This window comes from Rhizobium sp. BK289, from assembly GCF_014193575.1.
GTDB lineage: Bacteria > Pseudomonadota > Alphaproteobacteria > Rhizobiales > Rhizobiaceae > Rhizobium > Rhizobium tropici_C.
This window is the reverse complement of record NZ_JACHZO010000002.1, coordinates 418,101-436,055: the sequence shown is the minus strand read 5'-3', so window position 1 is coordinate 436,055 and position 17,955 is coordinate 418,101. Positions and strand designations below refer to the sequence as shown.

Annotated in this window: 17 protein-coding genes; 15 read left to right on the top strand and 2 right to left on the bottom strand. The window is 59.9% G+C overall.

Annotated features, from left to right (window positions below):
• Positions 1–93: 93 nt before the first annotated feature.
• From aqpZ to ligA, 9 genes are all read left to right on the top strand, one after another.
• Positions 94–780, top strand: coding sequence for an aquaporin Z (aqpZ, locus tag FHT84_RS05840; RefSeq protein WP_113249438.1), 687 nt, complete (start codon positions 94–96; stop codon positions 778–780).
• A 301-nt stretch (positions 781–1,081) separates the two neighbouring features.
• On the top strand, positions 1,082–2,008 hold the full coding sequence (locus tag FHT84_RS05835; RefSeq protein ID WP_113249380.1) for a D-alanine--D-alanine ligase: 927 nt from the start codon (positions 1,082–1,084) through the stop codon (positions 2,006–2,008).
• Between the two features lie 11 nt (positions 2,009–2,019).
• Entirely contained in the window at positions 2,020–2,928 is a 909-nt protein-coding gene (locus FHT84_RS05830) for a cell division protein FtsQ/DivIB (protein WP_183761327.1), read from the top strand.
• Entirely contained in the window at positions 2,925–4,256 is a 1,332-nt protein-coding gene (ftsA, locus tag FHT84_RS05825) for a cell division protein FtsA (RefSeq protein WP_112342775.1), read from the top strand. Before FHT84_RS05830 ends, ftsA begins: the two co-directional genes overlap by 4 nt.
• Before the next feature lie 101 nt (positions 4,257–4,357).
• Complete coding sequence (ftsZ, locus tag FHT84_RS05820) at positions 4,358–6,097, top strand: cell division protein FtsZ (protein ID WP_113249378.1); 1,740 nt, start codon at positions 4,358–4,360, stop codon at positions 6,095–6,097.
• A 329-nt stretch (positions 6,098–6,426) separates the two neighbouring features.
• Positions 6,427–7,383 carry a UDP-3-O-acyl-N-acetylglucosamine deacetylase gene (gene lpxC, locus FHT84_RS05815; protein WP_113249377.1) on the top strand — a complete coding sequence of 319 codons (957 nt, stop codon included), beginning with the start codon at positions 6,427–6,429 and terminating at the stop codon, positions 7,381–7,383.
• A gap of 286 nt (positions 7,384–7,669) precedes the next feature.
• Complete coding sequence (locus FHT84_RS05810; RefSeq protein ID WP_181592369.1) at positions 7,670–8,539, top strand: outer membrane protein assembly factor BamD; 870 nt, start codon at positions 7,670–7,672, stop codon at positions 8,537–8,539.
• A 12-nt stretch (positions 8,540–8,551) separates the two neighbouring features.
• A complete protein-coding gene (recN, locus tag FHT84_RS05805; protein WP_113249376.1) occupies positions 8,552–10,225 on the top strand; it encodes a DNA repair protein RecN in 1,674 nt (557 codons plus the stop codon).
• A 240-nt stretch (positions 10,226–10,465) separates the two neighbouring features.
• Positions 10,466–12,619: an NAD-dependent DNA ligase LigA gene (gene ligA, locus FHT84_RS05800; RefSeq protein WP_113249375.1), complete on the top strand. Its 2,154-nt coding sequence runs from the start codon at positions 10,466–10,468 to the stop codon at positions 12,617–12,619.
• A 55-nt stretch (positions 12,620–12,674) separates the two neighbouring features.
• Here the strand turns inward: ligA and FHT84_RS05795 are convergent, their stop codons facing one another.
• Complete coding sequence (locus FHT84_RS05795) at positions 12,675–13,211, bottom strand: GNAT family N-acetyltransferase (protein ID WP_113249374.1); 537 nt, start codon at positions 13,209–13,211, stop codon at positions 12,675–12,677.
• Positions 13,212–13,517: 306 nt separating this feature from the next.
• On the opposite strand from FHT84_RS05795, the gene FHT84_RS05790 reads away from it, so the two are divergent.
• From FHT84_RS05790 to FHT84_RS05780, 3 genes are all read left to right on the top strand, one after another.
• Positions 13,518–13,841, top strand: coding sequence for a metalloregulator ArsR/SmtB family transcription factor (locus tag FHT84_RS05790; protein WP_113249373.1), 324 nt, complete (start codon positions 13,518–13,520; stop codon positions 13,839–13,841).
• Between the two features lie 36 nt (positions 13,842–13,877).
• Positions 13,878–14,321: an SRPBCC family protein gene (locus FHT84_RS05785; protein WP_113249372.1), complete on the top strand. Its 444-nt coding sequence runs from the start codon at positions 13,878–13,880 to the stop codon at positions 14,319–14,321.
• Positions 14,322–14,481: 160 nt separating this feature from the next.
• The gene (locus tag FHT84_RS05780) at positions 14,482–14,976 is read left to right on the top strand and encodes a CreA family protein (RefSeq protein ID WP_112342784.1); all 495 of its coding nucleotides are present in this window, start codon (positions 14,482–14,484) and stop codon (positions 14,974–14,976) included.
• A 304-nt stretch (positions 14,977–15,280) separates the two neighbouring features.
• On the opposite strand, the gene FHT84_RS05775 is transcribed toward FHT84_RS05780, so the two are convergent.
• The gene (locus FHT84_RS05775; RefSeq protein WP_112342785.1) at positions 15,281–15,745 is read right to left on the bottom strand and encodes a chemotaxis protein CheW; all 465 of its coding nucleotides are present in this window, start codon (positions 15,743–15,745) and stop codon (positions 15,281–15,283) included.
• Between FHT84_RS05775 and FHT84_RS05770 the strand changes: the two genes are divergently transcribed.
• The 3 genes from FHT84_RS05770 (at position 15,725) to FHT84_RS05760 (ending at position 17,949) form a co-directional block, all read left to right on the top strand.
• Complete coding sequence (locus tag FHT84_RS05770) at positions 15,725–15,979, top strand: hypothetical protein (protein WP_146758981.1); 255 nt, start codon at positions 15,725–15,727, stop codon at positions 15,977–15,979. The two genes, FHT84_RS05775 and FHT84_RS05770, sit on opposite strands and share 21 nt — an antisense overlap.
• A 211-nt stretch (positions 15,980–16,190) precedes the next feature.
• Complete coding sequence (locus FHT84_RS05765) at positions 16,191–16,793, top strand: SCO family protein (protein ID WP_112342786.1); 603 nt, start codon at positions 16,191–16,193, stop codon at positions 16,791–16,793.
• Positions 16,794–16,800: 7 nt separating this feature from the next.
• Positions 16,801–17,949, top strand: a complete 1,149-nt coding sequence (locus tag FHT84_RS05760) for an NAD(P)/FAD-dependent oxidoreductase (protein ID WP_112342787.1) — start codon at positions 16,801–16,803, stop codon at positions 17,947–17,949.
• Positions 17,950–17,955 lie beyond the last annotated feature (6 nt).

Here is a 17,955-nt window from a genome sequence, read left to right as displayed (position 1 = left end):
TCAAGTGGGTGTGCTTCGGGCGAATCCCTCCCCGGAGTTTTTTTCATGGATGGCCGATTTTCGTTTTGGTTGAGGGCAAAGGAGAAGGCTTTCATGCAGAAAAAACTCATCGCTGAGTTTCTTGGGACATTCTGGCTCGTATTTGGTGGCTGCGGCAGCGCAATCTTCGCTGCGGCATTTCCGAGCCTCGGTATCGGCTTTCTGGGTGTTGCTTTTGCGTTCGGTCTGACCGTGCTGACGATGGCCTATGCCGTCGGCGGCATTTCAGGCGGTCATTTCAACCCAGCCGTCTCGGTGGGTCTGACAGTGGCTGGCCGCTTTCCGGGCGGGCAACTCATTCCTTATATCGTCGCGCAGGTTGTCGGTGCCATCGTGGCAGCAGCCGTGCTTTATCTGATCGCCAGCGGCAAGGCCGATTTCCAACTCGGCGGTTTTGCGGCGAATGGTTATGGCGAACATTCGCCGGGTGGCTATTCCCTGGTCTCGGCATTGGTGGCCGAGATCGTGCTGACCTTGTTTTTCCTCGTCGTGATTCTCGGCTCGACGAGCAGCAAGGTGCCGGCCGGTTTCGCGCCGATCGCCATCGGCCTGACGCTGACGCTGATCCATCTGATTTCCATCCCGATCACCAATACATCGGTCAATCCGGCCCGTTCGACAGGGCAGGCACTGTTCGTCGGCGGCTGGGCATTGCAGCAACTTTGGCTGTTCTGGATGGCTCCCATCGTCGGCGGAGCATTGGGCGGACTCGTCTGGAAACTGGTCGACGACAGCGAGTGAAAGCGGAGCAATTTTAATACCTTCAGGCCCGCATCGGGACACCCGATGCGGGCCTCTTTGTTTAAAAAAATCTAAATGTAGCGATTTCAAAAGTAGCAACTCTCTGATTCTAATGGCAGAATTCTTTGGGTCGGTTTGATTCGAACCATTCGATCATCGGCGGAGCGGCCGAAAGTTAACGAAAGTAAACGCTTCATTAACCTTAATGTCGTTCTAATCAGCCTATTGAAAGCGGGGCGAGAATCGCTGTTAGGCGAGGCCCGGCAAACGCAGAGCAGAGACCGTGAAGTCGGGGGTATTGATGGGTGGCAAGCATGTGGCTGTCCTTTTGGGCGGATTTTCCTCGGAGAGGCCTGTCAGCCTTTCTTCGGGAAAGGCATGCGCCGATGTCCTCGAAGCCGAAGGCTTTCAGGTTTCCCGTATCGATGTAGGGCATGATGTTGCCAGCCGTCTGGCCGAAGTGAAGCCCGACGTCGTCTTCAATGCGCTGCATGGTCCCTTTGGTGAGGATGGCACGATCCAGGGCATCCTCGAATATCTGCAGATTCCCTATACGCATTCCGGCGTGCTTGCCTCGGCGCTTGCGATGGACAAGTCGCGCGCCAAGACGGTTGCCGCCGCGGCCGGTATTCCGGTGGCGGGCTCGATCGTCATGAATCGCTTCGACATCGTCAACGAGCACCCGATGGAGCCGCCTTACGTCGTCAAGCCGGTGCGCGAGGGTTCGAGCTTCGGCGTCGTGATCGTCAAGGAAGATCAAGCGCATCCGCCGCAGATCGTCACGTCATCCGAATGGCGCTACGGCGACGAGGTGCTGGTCGAGCGCTACGTCTATGGACGGGAGCTGACCTGCGGTGTCATGGATGGCAAGGTTCTCGGCGTTACCGAGATCGTGCCGCTTGGTCACAGCTTCTATGACTATGACGCCAAGTACGCCAAGGGTGGGTCAAAACACGTCTTGCCGGCGGAAATTTCACCGAATCTTTACCAAAACATACAAACATTATCGTTAAGGGCGCATGAAGCTATCGGCTGCCGCGGTGTTAGTCGATCTGACTTCCGTTTTGACGATCGCTTTTCCGAAGAGGGCGAACTTGTCTGGTTGGAGATCAATACCCAGCCCGGCATGACTCCTACCTCCCTGGTGCCTGAAATGGCGGCGCATGCCGGCTACTCTTTTGGTGAATTTCTCCGGTGGATGGTGGAGGACGCGTCTTGTTTGCGCTGACGGTCAAAAATATGAGGCGGTCCCGTCATCGCGTCCCGCTCGCCATCGACGATGTCGAGGACGCATTCGTCCTGCCGCGTCCGCTGCGCCGCGCGGTGCGCTTCCTGGTCAGCCTCGGCTCGGGTCGCATCAATATTCCCGCGCACACGGGTACGGTTTCAGTTCTCGCTCTCTTTGCGGCGACTGGCCTCTACGGCATGTCTATCGGCGGTCACAGCCAGGCTGTTGCGGAGGCGACGACCTCCGCTGCCGGGTTCGCGATCGAGGATGTCAAGGTTTCCGGTAATGACGAGACCTCGGAAATCGAGATCCTGCAGTTGCTTGGCCTCGACGGCACGACCTCGCTCGTCGCCCTTGATGCCGATGCGGCTCGCCTGAAGATCGCGAACCTGCCCTGGGTCGAAAATGTGGAAGTTCGCAAGGTCTATCCGAGGGCGGTCGAGGTGAAGCTGACGGAGCGCAAGGCTTACGCCATCTGGCAGCACGGCTCCGAGCTTTCGCTGATCCAGAAGGACGGCAGCGTGATCGCGCCGCTGCGCGACAATAAGTTCGCCAAGCTGCCGCTCTTCGTTGGTCGTGATGCTGAAACTGCAGCGGCATCCGTCGAGGACGAGTTTGCCAAGTGGCCGGATATCCGTGGTCATGTGAAGGCTTTCGTCCGCGTCGCTGGCCGTCGCTGGGATCTCTATCTCGACAATGGCGTGATCATCAAATTGCCGGAAGACAATATCGATGGCGCGCTCGCGCGTCTCACCAAGCTCGACAAGGACGAAAATCTTCTCGAGCGCGATATCGCTGCGGTCGATCTCCGTCTCGATGATCGCACGGCAATAGAATTAACCCCGGATGCCGCAGTTCGTCGTCAGGCTGCCGTCGATGCAAGAAACAAGGCTTTGAAGAAAGCAGGGCAGGATACATGAGCTTATTCGGTTCGTCCCATTTCGGCCTGCCTCGCTTGAAGCCGTTGTCTTCGAAGCGGTCGCACATCGTGTCGGTCCTCGACATCGGCTCGACGAAGGTCGTCTGCATGATCGGTCGGCTGACGCCGCGCGAGGAGAGCCAGGTTCTTCCGAACCGCACGCACAATATCGAGATCATCGGCATCGGCCACCAGCGCTCGCGCGGCATCAAGACCGGCGTCATCGCTGACCTCGACGCGCTGGAAAGCGTCGTCCGGCTCTCCGTCGATGCGGCCGAGCGCATGGCTGGGCTGACCGTGGACAGCCTGATCGTCAATGTCTCGGCGGGCCGTCTCGGCAGCGACATCTACACCGCGACCATCGATCTTGGCGGTCAGGAAGTGGAGGCCAATGACCTCAAGAAGGTTCTGGCCGCCGCCTGCCAGCAATCGATCCGCCAGGAACGCGCCGTGCTGCATTCGCTGGCGACCGGTTACTCGCTTGATGGCGAGCGCGGCATCCGCGACCCGCTGGCAATGTTCGGTGATGCGCTTGGTGTCGACATGCATGTGGTGACCGCGGAGCGCTCAGCGCTGCGCAATCTCGAGCTCTGCATCAACCGTGCCCATCTTTCGGTCGAGGGCATGGTGGCGACGCCTTATGCCAGCGGCCTTGCCGCTCTCGTCGATGACGAAGTCGAACTGGGCTGCGCCGCGATCGACATGGGTGGCGGCACGACGACGATCTCGGTCTTTGCCGAGGGCAAGCTGGTGCACACCGATGCCGTCAGCCTTGGCGGCCATCACGTCACAACGGACCTTGCCCGTGGCCTTTCCACCCGCATCGAGGATGCGGAGCGGCTGAAGGTGGTCCATGCCTCGGCGCTCGCGAATTCTTCGGAAGAGCGTGAACTGATTTCCATCCCGCCGATCGGCGAAGACGAGCGCGATCAGCCGACGCAGGTGCCGAAGGCGCTTGTGTCGCGCATCGTCAAGGCTCGCATCGAGGAAACCCTCGAGCTCATTCGCGATCGTATCCAGCGTTCGGGCTTCAGCCCGATCGTCGGCAAGCGCGTCGTCCTGACGGGTGGTGCCAGCCAGCTGACCGGCCTGCCCGAAGTGGCGCGTCGCGTTCTTGCCCGCAATGTCCGCATCGGCCGCCCGATGGGCGTGTCCGGCCTGCCGACGGCGGCCAAGGGGCCGGCTTTTTCGACGGCTGTGGGACTGATGATCTATCCGCAGGTCGCAGACATGGAGACACATGCGCCGAGCAGCGGTCTGCTCTCGTCGTTTGGGGGTAACAACAGCCGGATCGGCCGTGTCGGCCAATGGCTGAAGGAGAGTTTTTGAGTGCCTGATCCGGAGAGGTTCTCCGGGTAAGCGTCAGGCAAGTGAAATCGAGTGAATTGGCCGGCGTGGCGATGCGGCCATCAAGAGAAGGAACGGGTACAATGACTATCAAGCTGCATAAGCCAGATATCACCGAGCTTAAGCCGCGAATCACCGTGTTCGGTGTTGGTGGCGGTGGCGGCAATGCCGTCAACAACATGATCACGGCAGGCTTGCAGGGCGTCGATTTCGTCGTCGCCAACACTGACGCTCAGGCGTTGACCATGACGAAGGCAGAGCGGATCATCCAGCTCGGCGTCAACGTCACGGAAGGTCTCGGCGCCGGTTCGCAGCCGGAAGTCGGCCGAGCAGCCGCCGAGGAATGCATCGATGAAATCATCGATCATCTCAACGGCACGCATATGTGCTTCGTTACCGCCGGCATGGGCGGCGGCACGGGTACGGGTGCAGCACCGGTCGTCGCGCAGGCGGCTCGCAACAAGGGCATCCTGACCGTCGGCGTCGTCACCAAGCCGTTCCACTTCGAAGGCGGCCGCCGCATGCGTCTCGCCGAGCAGGGTATCCAGGAACTGCAGAAGTCGGTCGACACGCTGATCGTCATCCCGAACCAGAATCTGTTCCGTATCGCCAACGACAAGACGACTTTCGCCGACGCGTTCTCGATGGCCGACCAGGTTCTCTATTCGGGCGTTGCCTGCATCACCGACCTGATGGTGAAGGAAGGTCTCATCAACCTCGACTTCGCCGACGTCCGTTCGGTCATGCGCGAAATGGGCCGCGCCATGATGGGTACCGGCGAGGCTTCCGGCCAGGGCCGCGCAATGCAGGCCGCTGAGGCCGCCATTGCCAACCCGCTGCTCGACGAAACCTCGATGAAGGGCGCCCAGGGCCTGCTGATCTCGATCACCGGCGGCCGTGACCTGACCCTGTTCGAAGTCGATGAAGCTGCGACCCGCATCCGCGAAGAAGTCGATCCCGATGCCAACATCATTCTCGGCGCCACCTTCGACGAATCGCTCGAAGGCATCATCCGCGTTTCCGTCGTCGCGACCGGTATCGACCGCGCGATGAACGAAGCAGGCGACAGAGGCATGGAATTCCGCCCTGCCGCGAAGCCGGCTATGCGTCCTTCCGCGGCCGCCGCTCCGGCAGCGGCCGCAGCTCAGCCTGCCCACGTCGCGCAGGCCCAGACCGCACAGGCTGCCGCTCCGGCTCCTCGCACTGTCGATCCGGTTGCCCAGACCATTCGTGCAGCAGAGGCCGATCTCGAGCGCGAACTGGAATTCCAGATGGGTCGTCAGGCTCATGTCCAGCAGCAGCCGGTGATGCCGCAGGCCGCAGCGCCGGAAGATAACTTCCGTCCGCAGAGCCGCATCTTCGCAGCAGCCCCGGAAGCTCAGCCGGTCCGTCAGGCTCCGGTTCAGCCGCAGCCTCAGCAGCAGGCGCCGGTCATGCATCAGCAGCCGGTCATCCGTCAGGCTCCCGAGCAGGTCCGCATGCCGAAGGTCGAGGATTTCCCGCCGGTCGTTAAGGCCGAGATGGAACACCGCGCCCAGCCGGCAGCCGCCCAGGCTACGGAGGAGCGTGGCCCGATGGGTCTGCTGAAGCGAATCACCAATTCGCTCGGCCGCCGCGAAGAAGACCCGGCTTTCGACGATATGATGGCTTCGACGAACAACGCGGCTCCGCAGCGCCGCGCGCCGTCGCCGGAGGCCAGCCTCTACGCTCCGCGTCGCGGCACGCTCGACGATCAGGGTCGTCAGGTTCCGCAAGCGCGCATGGCAAACCATGAGGACGATCAGCTCGAGATTCCGGCCTTCCTGCGCCGCCAGTCGAACTGAGCCGCAGCAGGCAGACCTTTAATAGGTTGCTAACCATATTGAGGAAATCCGGGGCCGAAAGGTTCCGGATTTTCTTATTTTATAACCATTGTCTTATTTAAAATTATCCAACAAAATCAATTGGCTGCTTTCGTAACAAAACGAAAGAAACAGTGATTTGGAATGCGGTGTCTCGACGCGTATGTAAATACCAAGCAAGCCCGCTGAATCACATTCGGAGACGAATGTATGTGAGGTGCGTGGCATAGTTAACAGACTGAACCGGCGATAAGGGTAAGCGTCCGAAGATGACCGCCCGGCCTGGATCAGACAGACGAAGGCAGAACTATATGGCAATCGGATTGCTTGGTTTTCAGACCACCATTGCAAACCCTGTGACACTTTCGGGTATCGGCGTTCATTCCGGCGCTAATGTGTCGATCACCTTCTATCCGGCCGAAGCCGGCACCGGTGTCGTTTTCCAGCGCCTGCACGACAATGGCGATGTGACCGAACTGCGCGCCGTTTCATCGCAAGTCGGAAACACGGATCTCTGCACCGTTCTTGGTTTCTCTCCGGCGCGTTCCGTTGCCACGGTCGAGCATGTGATGGCCGCGATCTATGCGATCGGCCTTGATAACGTCGTTGTCGAAGTGACCGGCGCTGAAATGCCGATCATGGATGGCAGCTCCTATCCCTTCATCGAGGCGATCGAGCAGACCGGCATCGTGTCGCTCGGCGTCAAGCGCCGCTATATCCGTGTCACCAAGCCGGTTCGCATCGAAGCCGGCGGTTCCTGGTGCGAATTCCGCCCGTATGACGGCACGCGCTTCGAAGTCGAGATCGATTTCGAATGCCCGCTGATCGGCCGGCAGAAGTGGGAAGGCGATCTGACCGCCGAGACCTTCAAGACCGAATTGTCGCGCGCCCGTACCTTCGGCTTCATGCGCGATGTCGAACGTCTCTGGGCGTCGGGTCATGCGCTGGGTTCGTCGCTCGAAAACTCCGTCGTCATCTCCGACGACAACACCGTTATCAACGTCGAGGGCCTGCGTTACGCCAAGGACGAATTCGTCCGTCACAAGACGCTGGATGCCGTTGGCGATCTGGCGCTGGCCGGCGCGCAGTTCATCGGCTGCTACCGCTCTTACCGTGGTGGCCACCGCATGAACGCGAATGCCCTGAAGGCATTGCTCAGCGATGCCAGCGCCTATGACGTCGTCGAAACGTCGGCTCCGCGACAGCGCGCTCACAGCCGCGAATTCGTGCCGGTCAATGCGCCTGAGTTCGCTCCCTGGTCGGCGTAACGCTGCGGAATTTGAATGAGAAAGGTGCCGCTCCGATGAGGGGCGGCTCTTTTTTTGGCAGGCGACTCACGCGGTTTGCCGTCAGCCTTCGCAAGACGGAGAGCACGCGCGGGCCGATATGAGAATTCCCTGTTAAAACAGGCATTAAAGACTGCGGATATGCGCCTTTTGCCACAAAAATGCGTTAATGCATCATCAATGCGTTGCCCTGATGGTGTTTTTGCGGCTAGAAACGCCAGCGAGAGAACGCCGTCTCCGCAACGACGGCTAGTGGGACAGTCATCCGATGGGTTTTGCAAGGTCTGAACGCATGAATATCACAGCACGGGCTTTGCTCGTATCGTTCCTTCTGGCCGGTACCGGTGCGGTGGTGACGGGTTGTAATACCAAAAAGGATATCGACATCACCAAGCTCGGTGTCGAGACCGATCCCCCGGAAATGCTCTATAATCAGGGCCTTGCCAACATCAAGGCCGGCAACATGACGGAAGCCGGCAAGAAGTTCGACGCCATCAACCAGCAGCAGCCATTCTCCGAATGGGCGCGCAAAGCTCTTGTCATGAGCACATTCGTCAAATATCGCACGGGTCGTTACGACGATGCGGTACAGACGGGTAACAGCTATCTCAAGCAATATCCCGGCTCGGAAGATGCCGACTATGTCCAGTATCTGGTCGGTGCGTCCTTTGCCAAGCAGATCGTCGACGTGACGCAGGATCAGCGCGCGGCACAACAGACGATCGAGGCGATGACCAAGCTCGTCAACAATTATCCGAAGTCGCAATATGTCAGCGACGCGCAGGAGAAGATTCGCTTCGCCCGCGACCAGCTCGCCGGCAAGGAAATGCAGATCGGCCGCTACTATCTGGAGCGTAAGGATTACCTCGCGGCAATCTCGCGCTTCCGCATCGTCGTGGAGCAATATCCGACCACCAACCAGATCGAAGAAGCGCTGGCGCGCCTGGTCGAGGCCTACTATGCGATGGGTATCGTCCAGGAAGCACAGACGGCAGCCGCCGTTCTCGGCCACAACTATCCGGACAGCCGCTGGTATAAGGATTCCTATCAGCTGCTGCAGAAGGGTGGCGTGGAGCCGAGCGAAAACTCGGGCTCGTGGATTTCCAGGGCGGGCAAGAAACTTCTTCTTGGGACGTGAGATTGAGCGCAGATGCTGATCCAGCTTTCGATCCGCGATATCGTTTTGATCGAGCGGCTGGATCTTGTCTTCGAATCCGGGCTCTCGGTGCTGACCGGCGAGACGGGCGCGGGCAAATCCATCCTGCTTGACAGCCTGTCGCTGGCCCTCGGGGGGCGCGGCGATGGCGGCCTCGTGCGCCATGGAGAGGACCGCGGCCAGGTGACCGCGGTTTTCGATGTCGGCACGCAGCATCCCGCCCGCAAGCTCCTGCGCGAGAACGGCATCGACGACGACGGTGATCTGATCTTCCGCCGCGTCCAGTCCGCCGATGGCCGTACCAAGGCCTTTGTCAACGATCAGGCGCTCAGCGTTCAGCTCATGCGTCAGATCGGACAGCTTCTTGTCGAAATTCATGGCCAGCATGATGACCGAGCGCTCGTCGATACCGACGCGCACCGCACATTGCTCGATGCCTTCGCCGGTCTTGCCGACGAGGCGCAGGAGGTCGGCAAGCTCTATAGGGTCTGGCGCGATACCGATCGCACCTTGAAGAAGCATACGGAGCAGGTGGAGAAGGCGGCCCGCGAGGCGGATTTCCTTCGTGCCTCGGTCGAAGAACTGGAAAAGCTCTCCCCACAGGATGGCGAGGAGGATGAGCTTGCTGAAAAGCGCTCGCGAATGATGAAAGCCGAGCGTATTGCCGGCGATATTGCCGAGGCTTCGGAATTCCTCAACGGCAATGCATCACCCGTTCCGCATATTGCCTCGCTGGTGCGCCGGCTGGAGCGCAAGAGCCATGAGGCGCCGGGCCTGCTGGAAGATACGGTCGCGCTGCTCGATGCCGCTCTCGACCAGCTTTCCAACGCCCAGATGGAAGTCGAGGCGGCGCTGCGCAAGACGGAATACGATCCGCGCGAATTGGAGCGGGTCGAGGAACGCCTGTTTGCGCTGCGGGCCGCCTCGCGGAAATATTCAGTGCCGGTCACGGAACTGCCGGCATTGGCCGAGCGCATGGTTTCGGATCTTGCCGATCTCGATGCCGGTGAGGAGCGGCTGGCGCGATTAGCCACCGAGCTTGCCGCCGCCAAGGCAGATTATGATGCGGCGGCACGCGGCCTTTCGGAAAAGCGGCGCCATGCCGGCGAAGCCTTGGCCGAGGCCGTCATGGCCGAATTGCCGGCGCTGAAACTCGAGCGGGCGCGTTTCATGGTGGAGATAACAAGCGATCCAGAGGCCGGTACGGCCGACGGCATCGACGTCGTCGAATTCCATGTGCAGACCAATCCTGGCACGCGCCCCGGGCCGATCACCAAGGTGGCTTCCGGTGGCGAACTGTCGCGTTTCCTGCTGGCGCTGAAGGTGGCACTTGCCGATCGCGGCTCGGCGCCGACGCTCGTCTTCGACGAAATCGACACTGGCGTCGGCGGCGCGGTTGCGGACGCGATCGGCCAGCGGCTGAAGCGGCTCTCCGACCGCGTCCAGGTGCTTTCCGTCACCCACGCGCCGCAGGTTGCCGCCCGTGCGGCGACGCATCTCCTGATCTCCAAAGGCCCGGTTGCTGACGGTTCCGAAAAGATTTCCACGCGTGTTGCGACCATGGAGCCGAAGGACCGCACCGAGGAAATCGCCCGCATGCTCGCAGGCGCCTCGGTGACGGAAGAGGCGAGGGCGGCTGCCAAGCGCTTGCTCGCCGGCAACGGCTGATCTCTAACATTTCGGTTGCCGGAATTTTACGGCCGTGTGCTGCAGATGCCGGCCATGACTAAGGTCGGCCGACACGGATTTTGGATTGCGGCACCGAACTGCTATTCTGAACTTCGTGAATTTAGTCGTCGTCGAATGCCGGATTTTTCCCCTTATATTGCGCGTCACGAACGGAAAAACCGCTTCGCAGTTTTCATGGAAGTGCTCTAAAACATCTCCGAAATCGGGGAGTGTAGATTCATGAGCACCGAACAGAAGCCCGTCGAGGATTTGACCGAAGAGGAGGCGGCCGCGGCACTTGCCTATCTGGCCGCGGAGATCGCGCGCAATGACGCGCTTTATCATGGCAAGGATGCGCCGGAGATTTCGGATGCGGATTACGATGCGCTGAAGCGGCGCAACGATGCCATCGAGGCCCGGTTTCCAGCGCTCATTCGTGCCGACAGCCCTTCGCGCCGGGTCGGCGCTGCACCGTCTGAAACTTTCGCGCCCGTCGTGCATGCAAGGCCGATGCTGTCGCTCGACAACACGTTCTCGCAGGAGGATGTGGAGGATTTCGTCGCCAGCGTCTATCGCTTCCTCGGCCGCCTTCCGGACAATTCCATTGCCTTTACCGCCGAGCCGAAGATCGACGGCCTCTCGATGTCGATCCGCTACGAGAATGGTCGGATGGTGAGCGCGGCTACGCGCGGCGACGGCACCACCGGTGAAAATGTCACGGCCAATATCAGGACCATCAAGGAAATACCGCAGACCTTGCCTGCGGGCGCTCCCTCGGTCGTCGAGGTGCGTGGCGAGGTCTATATGGCCAAGAGCGACTTCCTGGCGCTCAACGCGCAGATGGAAGCCGAGGGCAAGCAGACCTACGTCAATCCGCGCAATACGGCCGCCGGTTCGCTGCGTCAGCTCGATGCGAAGGTGACGGCCAGCCGCAAGCTGAAATTCTTTGCCTATGCGTGGGGCGAGATGTCGGACATGCCGGCGGATACCCAATACGGCATGGTGCAGATCTTCAAATCCTGGGGTTTCCCGGTGAATCCGCTGATGGAGCGGCTGAGTTCGGTTGCCGACATTCTCGGTCACTACGAGGAGATCGGCCTGCAGCGGCCGGATCTGGATTACGATATCGATGGCGTCGTCTACAAGGTCGACAGTCTGGAACTGCAGGCCCGCCTCGGCTTCCGTTCGCGCTCGCCGCGTTGGGCGACGGCGCACAAGTTTCCGGCGGAACAGGCCTTCACGCGCCTGGTCGGCATCGACATCCAGGTCGGCCGTACAGGGGCGCTGACGCCGGTCGCGCGGCTCGAGCCGATCACGGTCGGAGGGGTGGTGGTGACCAATGCGACGCTGCACAATGCCGATTACATCAAGGGCATCGGCAACAAGGGCGAGCCGATCCGCGACGGCCGCGATATCCGTGTCGGCGATATGGTAATCGTACAGCGGGCGGGCGACGTCATCCCGCAGATCGTCGATGTCGTGCTGGAAAAGCGTGAGATGTCGAGCGTGCCATACGAATTTCCCAAAGTCTGCCCGGTCTGCGGCAGCCATGCGGTGCGCGATATCAACGAAAAGACCGGCAAGGTCGACGCCGTCACGCGTTGCACCGGCGGCTTCATCTGTCGCGCGCAGGCGACCGAACATCTCAAGCATTTCGTTTCGCGCAACGCCTACGATATCGAGGGCCTGGGCTCGAAGCAGATCGATTTCTTCTTCGAGAGCGAGGACCCGGCGCTGCAGATAAAGACCGCGCCCGACATCTTCACCCTGGAGAGGCGTCAGCAGGCATCGCTTGCCAAGCTGGAGAACATTGACGGTTTCGGCAAGGTGAGCGTCAGTAAGCTCTACGCCGCGATCAACGAGCGGCGAAAGATCGCCTTGCATCGCTTCATCCTCGCGCTGGGTATCCGCCATGTCGGCGAGACGACCGCCAAGCTGCTGGCACGCTCCTATGGAACCTACCAAGCCTTTGAAACAGCGATGAAGGAAGCCGCACCGCTTGTCGGCGATGCCTGGAACGACCTTAACAATATCGAGGGCATCGGCGAGGTGGTCGCGCGAGCCATCGTCGAATTCTACAAGGAACCGCGCAATACGCAGGTGATCGCAAAGCTCTTGGAGGAGGTTCAGCCTCAAGAAGCGGAGCAGCCGGTGACTTCGGGCAGCCCCGTGGCCGGCAAGACGGTCGTATTTACCGGTTCGCTGGAAAAGTTCACACGCGACGAGGCCAAGGCGAAGGCGGAGAGTCTCGGCGCGAAAGTATCCGGCTCGGTTTCCAAAAAGACCGACATCGTCGTGGCGGGACCGGGCGCCGGCTCGAAGCTTGACAAGGCGCGTGAGTTCGACGTCCAGGTCATGACCGAGGACGAGTGGCTGGCTTTGATCGGCGGATGACGGAAGGCGGCGGAATTGCAATCCGCCGCCCTTGATCACTCAGAATCTCAGGCGCTCAGAATTTCAGGCGTGCCATCGTAAACGCATCGACATATTCGCCGTTGCGGAATGCGAAGGCGCGCAGCCGGCCCTCGGTTTGGAACCCGAATTTCTCGTAGAGCCGGATCGCCGGCGCATTGTCGACGTAGACGGTCAGTTCCAGACGCTTGATCGCAAGCCAGTTATCGGCCGCGTCGATCAGAGCGCCCAGCAGTGCGGACCCGATGCCGCAGCCCGTGAAATCGTCATGCACGCCCATACCGATATTGCCGGTGTGAATCCGCCGGCCGGCAAGACGTTTCAGGCCGGCATTGCCGACGATCTGACCGTTTACCTCCGCCACAAGGCGCGTTGAGTCAGGGGCGGGCTTTTCCAGCCATTCCCGCGTTTCCTCAAGGCTTTGAAAGGGCAGACGCAAGGTACCGGCGCGGAAACCGGGAAGATTGGCGATTGCCGCGATCGCTTCGGCATCCGACGGCCGCGTTGCACGAATCTCGATCGGACCGATTTTACCTGGCCGTCGCTTGATTGGGTCGTCCTGGTCGGAATTCATGGGCTCTCCTTTGATATCAGGGGAGGAGAGCAAGGAGGCTTCAACCCTGCTCGCCTCGGCAGGGTTGAGATGGATCGCGGTCGGCTCAGCGCAACACAGCTTCCACTCGCCCTGCAAGGGGAGAGATGGTGTGAAGGTGCATTACTGTGGTCCGATTTGCGATCATGGGCGGATGATCCGATGCGATGCTGCCGTTGTCAATCATTCCCGGTGGAATTCGCTCTGCTTGCTTTCTATCGATACCTTGACAGGCAACCATTTAGTTGCCTATATATAGAAAATGGGCAACTAAATGGTTCCGTATCCGTGGATGATGATGCAGTTTTCAAGGCGCTGGCGGATGCTAGTCGACGGCAGTTGCTCGACAGGCTCTATGAGCGCAACGGACAAACGCTGAGCGCGCTCTGCGAAGATCTGGAGATGTCCCGCCAGGCTGTGGCCAAGCATCTTGCCATTCTGGAAGAGGCCAATTTGGTCTCGTCAGAGAAGCATGGTCGCGAAAAGCTGCATTTCATCAACGCGGTCCCGATCAACGGCATTGCTGAGCGTTGGATCAACAAGTTCGAACGCCAGCATTTGAGCGCGCTTTCGGCCTTGAAGAAGGCGCTGGAAGACGAGGACAGTCACTAACCGCGACAAGAAGACATTCAAGCAAGGAGAAATGACATGACCGGAAGCAAATTCGTCTACGTCACCTTCATCCGCACCACGCCGGAGAAGCTCTGGTCGGCGCTGACCACGCCGGAATTCATCAGGCAATATTGGTTCGACATGGTCCATGACACCGAATGGAAAGTCGGTGCGCCGTGGAGAATGCTCTTTCCGGATGGTCGCGTCGCCGACACCGGCGAGATTGCAGAGTTCGATCCGCCTCGGCGCCTGGCTTTCAAATGGCGCAATGAATTTCGCCCCGAGCTGAAAGCCGAAGGCTGGTCGCGCTGCGTCATGGAATTGGAGCCCGCGGATAATGCCGTGAAATTGACCGTCACCCACGCGATCGACGCGGAGAATTCCAAATTCATCGAGGCTGTGTCGGGTGGCTGGCCTAAAATTCTGTCGAACCTCAAATCGCTGCTGGAGACCGGAGCAGTCGCGATCAGCCAGAAGTAAGCTGCGTCGCCTCCGGTTTTCATGGGGACGCCAGCACTCTGGCGGCGGCGTCCCGGCTGCATCCGATACGGATTGCCAGCCCTGTCTTGCATCGTTCATCGGCCATCTTACCTTAGCCATGCCGCTTTTGCTCCCAGCGGCCGTTATTGGAGGATGATTGATGCGTTCACCGAAGTTCCTTGCCGCCATTGCTGCGTCTCTTCTGGCCATGGCGCCCGTTTCCGCTTCCGCTGAGGTCGTCGGCAAGGTCGGCGTGGATTGGACGGGCAATGACATTCTGGTCGATGCCGTGCCGGATCCGGAAGTCACCGGCGTGACCTGCCATGTGACCTATTTCGATCGCAGCGTTATCGACCGGCTGCGCAAGGGCAACTGGTTCGAGGATCCCTCCAACAATTCCATCGCCTGCCGCCAGACAGGACCAATCGAAATCGGCGATATCAACCTGTCGCAAAGCGGCGAAGAGGTATTTCGTGCCGGATTGTCTCTCATCTGGAAGAAGCTGGTCGTCACCCGGATCTACGACAAGAAGAACGACACGTTGATCTACCTCATCCATTCACGCCAGCTGACGGACGGCTCGGCCAAGATGGCGATTTCGACGATACCCTTGTTTGGTCAGCAGGTTACATGGAAGAAGGGCAAGCCCAATTAAGACGCAACCCGACTTCTGCGCGGGATCAATCACCATTACCAGGATACCGCAATCACAACTGGTGGAGAGATAATACCAAAAAAAGTCGTACTCTTGGGTTGTCGAATTGCTTCTGGTTGCTTTCGGTCTGCACCTTTTTGATGCAATTTTGAAAGCGAACACGGAGGCGACTCTTGCCCCTGTTCACGGCCTGCAAGTCCGGCATCCTTGGCTACACCCCTGCCAAAGCCGGTTATATGAAAAACGATCGCCCTGGAGCCGAGCTTCAGGGCGATCTTTTAGGGGTAATTCTAACCTGTCGAAATCAGGCGGCTTGGGCCAGCTGGTCTGCAATAACCGTATCGAGGTTGAGGAAGCAGACCATGGTCTTTTCCAGCGCCACGATGCCGCGGCAGAAGGCGCGCTGTGCTTCCGGAACGATTTCCGGCGCCGGCTGCAGGTCTTCGCTCTTGATCGACATCATATCCGAGACCTGCTCGACAAGAAGGCCGACGAGCTTGCCGGCAATATCCGTGACGATGATCGCCGAACGCTCGGATGGTTCCGTCATCTTCATGCCGAGGCGGCAGGCCATGTCGATGACCGGGATCACTGCGCCGCGCAGGTTGATGAGGCCGAGCACGTAAGGCGGCGTATGCGGCATCGGCGTCACCGGCGCCCAGCCGCGGATTTCGCGGATGGCCATGATGTCGATGCAGAACTCCTGATCGCCGAGGTGGAAGGAGACGATTTCCAGATAGGCGCCCGATTGCTTGATGGCGTTGGTCATGTTCGAGAACTTCCCGATTGGCATCGCCGGCAAGCGACGCTCGCGATTGAAAAAGAGATCGGCTGGAGCGGCTTAGGCAGCGGCAGCATCCGGTGCTTCGGCGCAAAACGCCTGGCGTTCCGGCGGGCGTCATGCCCTTCTGAAATAAAGAATTTGCCGCGTTTTCGGGCGGCGGGCGAAGTCGAATTCGATCTTGAAAGAGATGTTGGCGCGGACAGGTTAGGATTGGTTTAACATGATCGTAGATTTTGTCTGACAGGCCCGCGTCAGACAGGGAAACGAGGCACGCCAGGCTTTGGGGGCTGAAACGCATGCTGCGACGATTTCGGCCTCGTGCGAACATCTTCTTGAATTGCGTCCTCAACGTCGAGCCATTACACCGGCTGATGGGCGGATCGCGCTGCCTTTCGGGTGCGGTCGCCGGAATTGGTGAGGAAAGGCAGTCATGAGAAGCGTGCGGATTGCGATTTGGGTGGTCGTGTTGATCGTGGCCGGACTATTGGGCTGGCTGAGCTTTGGTGGAAGCAAGTCGCCCGAGGTGGCGGTGTCCGGTCCCTATGGCGTGCCTTTCACGCTTGTTTCTCAAAGCGGTCAGCCGATCAGCGAACAGGCGTTTCGCGGCAAACCGTCGGCCATCTTCTTTGGCTATACGCATTGCCCGGATGTCTGCCCGACGACGCTGTTCGAGTTGAACGGCTGGCTGCAGAAGGTCGATCCCGATGGTAGCAAGCTGAACGCCTATTTCGTAACCGTCGATCCCGAACGCGACACGCCCGCCACCATGGACCAGTATGTCTCCAATGTGTCGAAGCGCATCACCGGCATCTCCGGCGATCCCGCCAAAGTGATGGACATGGTCAAGGGCTTCCGCGTCTATGCCAAGAAAGTGCCGGTAGACGAAAAGCAGCCGAATGGCGACTATACGATGGATCACACCGCTTCCGTATTCCTGCTGGATTCGGCCGGCCGCTTTGCCGGAACCATCGCTTATGAGGAGGATCCGGACGTGGCGGTGAAGAAGCTGGAGAACCTGATCAAGAAGGGATAGGGCCTGCATGGGCGAGGGGCTCGGCGAACAGGGAAAGTCCAGATCCATCCTGATCGCAGGGGCAGGGCCGGCCGGCCTTGCGACCGCGCTTGAACTCGCCCGACGCGGCTATAGGTCCCGTATCGTCGACGATGGCGCCGGCCCGACGCCCACGGAAGAGAGCCGGGCGCTCGGTGTCAATGCCCGCACGCTGACGCTGCTGTCTCCATCTGGCGTTGCAGAGCGCATCCTCGCTGCCGCCCAGCCGATCGAGCATTTTCGTGTCCGCTCGAACAAGAAAATCTTTGTCCAGCTGGATACTCGAGAGGTGAAAGGCCGCTTCAGCGCCGTTTGCGCCTTGTCGCAGGGCGTCACCGAGCGCCTGTTGATGGAGGCGCTTTCGGGCTATGGCATCTCGCCCGAATGGCAGACGGCCGTGGTCGCGGAGGCCATATCGGACTTCCGGAAACCGGAGATCGCGTTGCGCCGGGCAAACGGCGTGCCGGAGACGGTAAGGCCGGATATCCTGATCGGTGCCGATGGCGCGCATTCGGCGGTTCGCAAGGCGATGGGCGCCGGCTTCCCAGGCGAGGCGCTGGAGGCCCATTTCTATCTTGCCGATTTTCGTTATGCCGGCCCGGTCGATACCCATTACGCCGAGATATCGCTCTTCGATCCCGGCATGGTCGGATGCCTGCCTGTTACGGCCGACATCCTTCGCTATATCTCGACGCTGGAGGATTTCGAAAGCCGCATCGTTCATCCGGCCGCCGTTGCCGGGAAGGTCTGGGCCTCGCAGTTTCGCATCAACTTCCGTCATGTCGAGCCGATGGCGACAGGGAATGTCTTCCTGGTTGGCGATGCCGCTCATATCCATTCACCAGCCGGCGCACGCGGCATGAATCTCGGCATCGAAGATGCATGCTGGCTTGCGTGGCTCATTGCGGAAGGCCGCGAAGAGGAGTATTCGGCCTTGAGAATTCCCGCCGTGAAGCTGGTATTGAAGCAGACCTACGGCCTGACGCGACTGGTGACCATGAGAAATCCGCTGGCGATTGCGGCGCGCAATCTGTTTGCGCCGCTGTTTCTGCGCTTTGGCTCGGCCCGTCGGACGTTGCTTCAGAGCGTCGCCGGCTATGATACGCCGAGACCGCCCTGGATCGATTGGGCCGAATAAGAACGA

Bases quoted from the DNA above. Each gene is read 5' to 3' on its own strand.
- aqpZ (WP_113249438.1), top strand. From the start codon at position 94: ATGCAGAAAAAACTCATCGCTGAGTTTCTTGGGACATTCTGGCTCGTA.
- FHT84_RS05835 (WP_113249380.1), top strand. From the start codon at position 1,082: ATGGGTGGCAAGCATGTGGCTGTCCTTTTGGGCGGATTTTCCTCGGAG.
- FHT84_RS05830 (WP_183761327.1), top strand. From the start codon at position 2,020: ATGAGGCGGTCCCGTCATCGCGTCCCGCTCGCCATCGACGATGTCGAG.
- ftsA (WP_112342775.1), top strand. From the start codon at position 2,925: ATGAGCTTATTCGGTTCGTCCCATTTCGGCCTGCCTCGCTTGAAGCCG.
- ftsZ (WP_113249378.1), top strand. From the start codon at position 4,358: ATGACTATCAAGCTGCATAAGCCAGATATCACCGAGCTTAAGCCGCGA.
- lpxC (WP_113249377.1), top strand. From the start codon at position 6,427: ATGGCAATCGGATTGCTTGGTTTTCAGACCACCATTGCAAACCCTGTG.
- FHT84_RS05810 (WP_181592369.1), top strand. From the start codon at position 7,670: ATGGGTTTTGCAAGGTCTGAACGCATGAATATCACAGCACGGGCTTTG.
- recN (WP_113249376.1), top strand. From the start codon at position 8,552: ATGCTGATCCAGCTTTCGATCCGCGATATCGTTTTGATCGAGCGGCTG.
- ligA (WP_113249375.1), top strand. From the start codon at position 10,466: ATGAGCACCGAACAGAAGCCCGTCGAGGATTTGACCGAAGAGGAGGCG.
- FHT84_RS05795 (WP_113249374.1), bottom strand. From the start codon at position 13,211: ATGAATTCCGACCAGGACGACCCAATCAAGCGACGGCCAGGTAAAATC.
- FHT84_RS05785 (WP_113249372.1), top strand. From the start codon at position 13,878: ATGACCGGAAGCAAATTCGTCTACGTCACCTTCATCCGCACCACGCCG.
- FHT84_RS05780 (WP_112342784.1), top strand. From the start codon at position 14,482: ATGCGTTCACCGAAGTTCCTTGCCGCCATTGCTGCGTCTCTTCTGGCC.
- FHT84_RS05775 (WP_112342785.1), bottom strand. From the start codon at position 15,745: ATGACCAACGCCATCAAGCAATCGGGCGCCTATCTGGAAATCGTCTCC.
- FHT84_RS05765 (WP_112342786.1), top strand. From the start codon at position 16,191: ATGAGAAGCGTGCGGATTGCGATTTGGGTGGTCGTGTTGATCGTGGCC.
- FHT84_RS05760 (WP_112342787.1), top strand. From the start codon at position 16,801: ATGGGCGAGGGGCTCGGCGAACAGGGAAAGTCCAGATCCATCCTGATC.